This window comes from uncultured Aquincola sp. (genome assembly GCF_964001545.1).
Taxonomy (GTDB): Bacteria; Pseudomonadota; Gammaproteobacteria; order Burkholderiales; family Burkholderiaceae_C; genus Aquincola.
On sequence record NZ_CAXFDV010000719.1, the window covers coordinates 1 to 4,950 of the forward strand.

General features: G+C 71.3%; 7 protein-coding genes. 5 read left to right on the forward strand and 2 right to left on the reverse strand.

What is annotated here, in order from left to right; genetic code table 11:
• Both ABNT58_RS25335 and ABNT58_RS25340 read right to left on the reverse strand, forming a co-directional pair.
• On the reverse strand, positions 1-262 hold a 262-nt coding region (locus tag ABNT58_RS25335), incomplete at its 3' end, for a tripartite tricarboxylate transporter permease (RefSeq protein ID WP_348756152.1).
• Positions 263-280: 18 nt separating this feature from the next.
• A complete protein-coding gene (locus tag ABNT58_RS25340; protein ID WP_348756153.1) occupies positions 281-748 on the reverse strand; it encodes a tripartite tricarboxylate transporter TctB family protein in 468 nt (155 codons plus the stop codon).
• A 102-nt stretch (positions 749-850) separates the two neighbouring features.
• On the opposite strand from ABNT58_RS25340, the gene ABNT58_RS25345 reads away from it, so the two are divergent.
• From ABNT58_RS25345 to ABNT58_RS25365, 5 genes are all read left to right on the forward strand, one after another.
• Positions 851-1,516: a response regulator transcription factor gene (locus ABNT58_RS25345; RefSeq protein WP_348756154.1), complete on the forward strand. Its 666-nt coding sequence runs from the start codon at positions 851-853 to the stop codon at positions 1,514-1,516.
• Positions 1,513-3,015: a sensor histidine kinase gene (locus tag ABNT58_RS25350; protein WP_348756155.1), complete on the forward strand. Its 1,503-nt coding sequence runs from the start codon at positions 1,513-1,515 to the stop codon at positions 3,013-3,015. The genes ABNT58_RS25345 and ABNT58_RS25350 overlap by 4 nt, the downstream gene beginning before the upstream one ends.
• A 42-nt stretch (positions 3,016-3,057) precedes the next feature.
• Complete coding sequence (locus tag ABNT58_RS25355) at positions 3,058-3,726, forward strand: dienelactone hydrolase family protein (protein ID WP_348756156.1); 669 nt, start codon at positions 3,058-3,060, stop codon at positions 3,724-3,726.
• Positions 3,727-3,771: 45 nt separating this feature from the next.
• Positions 3,772-4,275: an OmpA family protein gene (locus tag ABNT58_RS25360; RefSeq protein ID WP_348756157.1), complete on the forward strand. Its 504-nt coding sequence runs from the start codon at positions 3,772-3,774 to the stop codon at positions 4,273-4,275.
• Positions 4,276-4,402: 127 nt separating this feature from the next.
• Positions 4,403-4,950, forward strand: a 548-nt coding sequence (locus tag ABNT58_RS25365) for an MCP four helix bundle domain-containing protein (RefSeq protein WP_348756158.1), incomplete at its 3' end; no start/stop codon positions are given.

Sequence of the window (4,950 nt, forward strand, 5' to 3'; positions counted from 1 at the left end):
ATTCACCCGGCACGTTGATCAGGATGGCGGTGGTGGAGCCACCGTACTGCGCGCCGTAGTAGATGCCGGCCAGCATGATGAGGGCCGGGGTGGCGTCCAGTGCGTAGATGCTGGGCAGCAGCATCGCGATGGTGGCCACCGGGCCCAGGCCCGGCAGCACGCCGATCAGGGTGCCCAGCACCGCGCCGCCAAAGGCGTACAGCAGGTTCTGCACCGTGAAGGCGACGCCGAAACCCAGCGACAGGTTGTGGATCAGGTCCATGTGCTTGCCTCCTTCTTGTTATTGCGTCAGAAAGCTGGGCCACAGCGGAATCACCAGGTTCAAGCCCCAGTTGAAAACCGCCCAGCTGCCGATGGTCAGCACCGCGCTGTCCAGCAGCACTTCCTTCCAGTTGAATTCGTCGCCCGCGAAGGACGAGACGATCACCAGCAGCGGCAGCGCCACCGCCATGCCCAGCGTGGGCAGCGCGAAGCCGAACACCGCCACCGCGGCCACGATGGTGGTCAGCGGCCGCCAGGCCCAGGCGCCGATCTCGTTGTCGTCGCCGGTCTCGATGGCCAGCGCCTTGACCACTTCCACCGCGCCCAGGATGGCCAGCAGCAGCCCGAGGCCGAACGGGAAGTAGCCCGGCCCCGGCCGTGCCGACGAGCCGAAGCTGTACGACGTGGCGCCCCAGGCGAAGGCGATGCCGATGACCAGGAACATCAGTCCGGCCCAGAAGTCTTTTTGGTTCTTGATGCTGAGCACCCTTGTCTCTCCTTGCTTGCAGGCGCCGGGCGCTCGATCACGCCGGTGCGCGTTTATCCTCCGGGGCACCTGACCGGCGACTGACCAAGCGAGTAAGTACAAGTGCGTATCCTGTTGGCCGAAGACGATGCGGTGCTGTGTGGCGTGATGCGCAAGAGCCTGGAAGGCGCGGGCCACCGCGTCGATGCCGTGGGCTCGCTGGCCCACACCCGCAGCCTGTGGCGCGAGCAACCGTTCGACGCGGTGGTGCTCGACATCAACCTGGTGGACGGCAGCGGCATCACCGCGCTGATGGAGGCCCGTGCCCGCGGCGACCAGACCCCGGTGCTGGTGCTCACCGCCCGCAACCGCACCGAGGAGCGCATCGCCGGCCTCAATGCCGGCGCCGACGACTACCTGGGCAAACCCTTCGACCTGGCCGAGGTGGAAGCCCGGCTGCGTGCGCTGGTGCGCCGCGCCACCGGCGGTGGCGACCGGGTGCAGCTGGGCGGCCTGATGCTGGACCGCCAGGCGCGCCGCTTCCTCTTGCGCGGCGAGGCCATCGACATGCCGGCACGTGAATTCGAGGTGCTGTGGGAGCTGATGACGCCGCCTGGCCGCGTGGTGGCCAAGCGGGCGCTGTCCGACAAGCTCTCGGCGCTGGACGAAGCTCTGGGCGACAACGCGCTGGAGGTCTTTGTCTCGCGGCTGCGCAAGCGGCTGGTGGGCGGCGGTGTGGTCATCCGCACGTTGCGCGGCCTGGGCTACGCGATCGAAGCCGAGGCGTGATCCACCGCCCCTGGCACCGCCGGCTGCGGGGCCACCATCCCGATGCCACGGCAGCCCGGCTGCCGGGCCTGGATGCCCGCCTGGCCCGGCGCGTGATGCTGCCGCTGGGCGTGGTGTGGCTGGTCAGCAGCCTGGTGGCGGCCGCCGTGGGGTCGTACTTCGCGGCCGCGGTGTTCGACCGCGCGCTGCTGGACGACGCGCTGGGCCTGGCCGCCGCGGTGGAGCAGGCCGCCGGCGGCGACCTACAGGTCACGCTCACCGGCGCCGAGTTGCGCGCGGTGCTGTTCGACCAGTCGGAGTCGGTGGTGTTCTCGGTGCGGCGGCCCGACGGCACGCTGGTGGCCGGCGATGCCCGGCTGCAGCTGTCGCGCCGGCAGCCGGCGGCGTCGTTCGAGTTTGCCGACCTGCCGCTGGACGACGAGCCCATGCGTGCGGTGGTGCTGGCGCGCAGCCAGCCGCAGCCCTTCACGCTGGTGGTGGCGCAGACCATGCATTACCGCGGCACCTTGCTGCGCCGCCTGCTGCTGTATGCCACCGCGCCGCAGCTGCTGCTGCTGGTGGGCCTGGGGGTGTGGCTGCGCCGCTCCATCCGGCTCGACCTGCAGCCCATCCATGCGCTGCAGGCCGAGCTGAACCGCCGTGGCGCCGCCGACCTGCAACCGCTGCCGGTGCATGCCGGCACGGCCGACGTGCACAGCCTGGTGCAGTCCATCGACGCGCTGATGGCGCGGCTGAGCGGCGCATTGCGCAGCCAGCGCGAATTCGCCGGCAACGTGGCCCACGAGCTGCGCACGCCGCTGGCCGGCATCCGCGCGCTGGCCGACTATGGCCTGGCCAGTGCCGATCCGCAGCAGTGGCGCGAGCAGCTGCAGGGCATCGCGCTCAGCCAGGCGCGCGCCAGCCGGCTGGTCGATCAGCTGCTGGCCATCGCGCTGGCCGACGAAGCTTCGGGCGGCCTGGCGCTGCAGCCGGTGGCGCTGGACGAACTGGCGCACCGCATGCTGCTGCGCGCGGTGCCGCGGGCCGATGCGGCCGGCGTCGACCTGGGCGCGCAAGGCCTGGACGCGCCGGCCTGGGTGCTGGGCGACGAAGGCCTGATCGAAGGCGCGTTGCAGAACCTGCTGGACAACGCACTGCGCTATGGCCGCCCGCCGGACGGCCGGCCGCCCCAGGTCACCGTGGGCATCGAGGCGCAGGGCGATGAAGTGCAGCTCTGGGTGCAGGACAACGGGCCCGGCCTGGCGGCCGGGCCGCCGGCCACCGCCGAGGCGCCCGGGCAGGCCGATGGCAGCGCCCGGCTGCTGCAGCGCTGGCAGCAGGGCGGCCCTGGCCGTGCGCTGGGCGAGGGCGCCGGGCTGGGCCTGGCCATCGTGACGCGCTATGCGGCCTTGATGCAGGCCCGGCTGCTCACCGGCACCGGCGAAGCAGGCCAGGGCGCGCGGCTGACGCTGGTGCTGCGCGCCACCGCGCCGGCCGAAGGCGCCGCGCCGGGCGTCTAGGATGCGCGCCTGGCCGCCCCGCGCCGTTCAACCCACCCTGCCATGAGCCTGCTGCAAACCATCGAACTCCAATCCGGCGACGCGCCCGGCGCGTCCATCATCGTGCTGCACGGCCTGGGCGCCGACGGCAACGACTTCGTGCCCTTCGCCCAGGAGCTGGACCTGGCCGCCGTGGGCGACGTGCGCTTCATCTTTCCGCATGCGCCCACCATCCCGGTCACCATCAACGGCGGCTACGTGATGCGCGCCTGGTACGACATCCTGGGTGCCGACCTGGTGCGCCGTGAGGACGAAGGCGGCCTGCGCCAGTCGCAGCAGCAGGTGGCCGCGCTGATCGACCGCGAGCGTGAACGCGGCGTGCCGGCCCACCGCATCGTGCTGGCCGGCTTTTCGCAGGGCTGCGCCATGTCGCTGATGACCGGCCTGCGCTACCCCGAGCGGCTTGCCGGCATCGCCGGGCTGTCGGGCTACCTGCCGCTGGCCGACAAGCTGGCCGCCGAGGCGCACGATGCCAACCGGCTGGTGCCCATCTTCCTGGCCCACGGCACGCACGACGGCGTGGTGCCGCTGGCACGGGCCACCGGCACCCGCCAGGCGCTGCAGGCGGCCGGCTACGACGTGGCCTGGCACGAGTACCCGATGCAGCACTCGGTGTGCGCCCAGGAAGTGCGCGACCTCAACGACTGGCTGCTGAAGGTGCTGGCTCGCTAGAATCGCGGGCTCAACTGATAAACGCTGCAGCGAGGAAGCGCCGACATGTACCAGGAAGACAAGGACGACACCACCCGCGTGGGCCTGTGGATCACCTTCGGCGTGGTGGCGCTGGTGGTCATCAGCGTCATCGCCTCGATGGTGGTGCGCCAGATCCGGATCAACAACGCCGCGCCGCAAGAAGCCGAAGTGGTGGTCGAGGAAGTTGTCCTCATCGAAGGCCCGCTCACCGGCGACCTGGTGGGCACGCTGTACTTCGAAACCGCCCAGGCCACGCTGCCGGCCGATGCCGCCGCGCAGCTGAGCAAGGTGATGGAAGCGCTGGCCGCCGCGCCCAGCCGCAAGGTGGTGCTGTCGGGCTTCCACGACGCCACCGGCGATGCCGCCCGCAATGCCGAGCTGGCCAAGCAGCGGGCCCTGGCCGCCCGCGCGGCGCTGGTGGCGGCGGGCGTCGATGCCTCGCGCGTGCAGCTGCGCCGCCCCGAAGTCACCACCGGCACCGGCAGCGAGCAGGAAGCCCGCCGCGTGGAGCTGCGCCTGGTGGATTGAAGGCGTTTGGCCTGCATGCACCAAGCCGGGCACTGCCCGGCTTTTTTTTGCCATCTTGTGGCCGCCCGCGGCGCCGATAGCGCAGCCAGGACCCCCACGAGAAGCGAACATGCACGCACTGGCGAACTTGAAGATCGGAACGCGTCTGGCCGCAGGCTTCGGCCTGCTGCTGGCGCTGCTGTTGGCCATGGCCTTGCTGTCGGTGCGCGAGGCCCGGGTCATCTACGAGGCGCTGGACTACTACACGGCCAACGTCACGCCCTCGCTCACGGCCATCAAGGACTGGCAGGACCGCATTGACGAGCTGCGCACGCTGCAGGCCAAGCACCTGCTGACCGACACGGCAGCCGACCGCGAGCGCATCGAAGGCGCGATGCAGGCGGCCACCCGGCGGCTGAACGAAGGCGCCCGCGGCTATGAGCGCCTGTTGGCCAGCGAACAAGAGCGGGTGCTGTGGCGGCAGCTGCTGGCGCGGCTGGAAGGCGCCACCGAAGCCTGGCAGCGGCTGCAGGCGGTCTCGGCGCTGGCTGCGGGCGACGCGGCGCAGGCCCAGGAAGCGCGCCGCCTGTACCTGGGCGAGGCCGAGCAGCAGTACCGCGCGGCCGCTCAGGCCATCGACGCCGTCTGGGCCTACAACCTCAGGCTGGGCGAGCAGCTCACGGCCGATGGCCGCAA